The following is a 1,724-nucleotide window of genomic DNA, read 5'->3' as shown; positions in this document are numbered from 1 at the left end:
GTTCCCAGTCCCTCAGTATTAAGGATTTATCTAACGAATACTCATTCATTCGCAGGATTTCATCACTTTGGAATACAGCGGCCGTAAGGATATTAAGTTGCAGCGACCGTAAGTTAACCTTTTTGGTCATACGGGAACAGAGGAACATATGGAATATTTCCCTATATTGTACTCTACTGCACGCATACTCCACAATCCCCCGGAGATTAACCATCCCAAGGCTCTACGGGTCAATGCCCTAACATTCCTTCGTTACACCTATCCAAGGTGTGGAGACCGATAGCGTTTAGCGGATGGGTCTGCGCCCTTTTGAGGAACGAACTCGGTTCTCTGTGCTTTCTTTGTTTGAAGTCCTGCGAATGAATCAATTTACGTTATATCGAAAATGTTAGGCTGCTTGACTGTAGGTGAGGACCGTTTTTTCAGGAGTAAACATATCCTTATGCTGCACCATGCCCACTATGATTCTTGCCAGTTTTCCTAGCAATTTGAATATGGACTTCTGCTTACTTATTCGTTTTACTTGCACATTATTTTCGTGTAGTTGTCGAAAAATAGGGTTTGTTCCCACTAAGGTAAGGGTAGCCAGATACAAATACTTTCGGAGTGTGGAATCTCCTCGTTTGGAGAGTATCACCTGACCCTTACGCTTCCCTGACATGCTCTCTGCCAAATTTAAACCGGCTTTCCGTAGCAACTGACGTCCGTGAACGTACTGCTTTAGATCACCGGCGCCAGCTAGAATCGCTGCAATATAGATTGTACCCAAACCTTTGACGGAGCGAAGTTGGCTAGCAATTGGAATCTCAGCGAGTAAAGCCGCGATTTCCTGTTCGATTTCGTTTAATATGCTCACGATGCGCTCGTACTCTTCTAACAAGCGATGTAGATCTTGTTTGGCCTCGTTCAGCGCCATAGTTTCCCCTACGCTCTGAACTGCTTTAGAGAGTAGTTCTGCTGCTTTCTGTATACCCGTTGAGCCGCCAGCTCGACTCATATATTTTCTCCAACCTGTAATAACTTCTGATGTAGATTGACCTTTTAAATCCAGCGGGGACGGGAACTCTTTAAGTGTTGCTCGGGATCGTGGACAGGTCCAATCTTTAAACACAGAAGCATACTCAGGAAAGCGTATATCCAACCAGCGGACAATCCGATTCTGCATCCGAACACTATTTGTAACCCAAAATTCCCGATCACTCATTAAGGTCCGTAACCTTTGATAATGAGTTGCTTGCCGAATGTATTCATAGTAATAACCACGACAGACAACATCTGCTATAACAAGGGCATCCTTCGGATCACTTTTGGATGGACAATTGTCTCGGTTCTCCTTGTTTCGTTTCGTCGTTGCAGGGTTCACTAGAACAACGTTTAGGCCTTTTTCCACAAGCCAGTTAGCCAAACTGTACCAGTAGTGTCCCGTCGGTTCCATGCCAATTATGATGCTCTTTAGTCGGTGCTTTTGTTGCAAGCCTTCCATCCAGCGTTGTAACTTTTCAAATCCCTGGAGTGTGTTTTTGAAGGAAAGATGTTGGTTTGTAAGGACAATTCCTCGATAATTTGTAGCTTGAGCTACTTGGGTTTCCTTTGCCATATCTATACCAACAACAAGATGCGAAGTGGTAATTCGTTCAATACGTTGATTTTGTCTGTCTGATTGCTTAAACTTCATAATAAGAGCGCCTCCTTGATGGTGTGGGTATTTACCCGTCAACAAACCC

The 1,724-nt window shown here is 44.1% G+C and carries 1 protein-coding gene; it reads right to left on the bottom strand.

Translation table 11 applies throughout. From position 1 onward, the window contains the following. Positions 1-388 precede the first annotated feature (388 nt). A complete protein-coding gene (locus BK127_RS42095) occupies positions 389-1,675 on the bottom strand; it encodes an IS110 family RNA-guided transposase (protein WP_076238572.1) in 1,287 nt (428 codons plus the stop codon). Positions 1,676-1,724: the final 49 nt, after the last annotated feature.

The sequence above is a fragment of the Paenibacillus sp. FSL H7-0331 genome (assembly GCF_001956045.1).
Note: the sequence above shows the minus strand (reverse complement) of the source record. Positions and strands in the feature narration are given on the sequence as shown.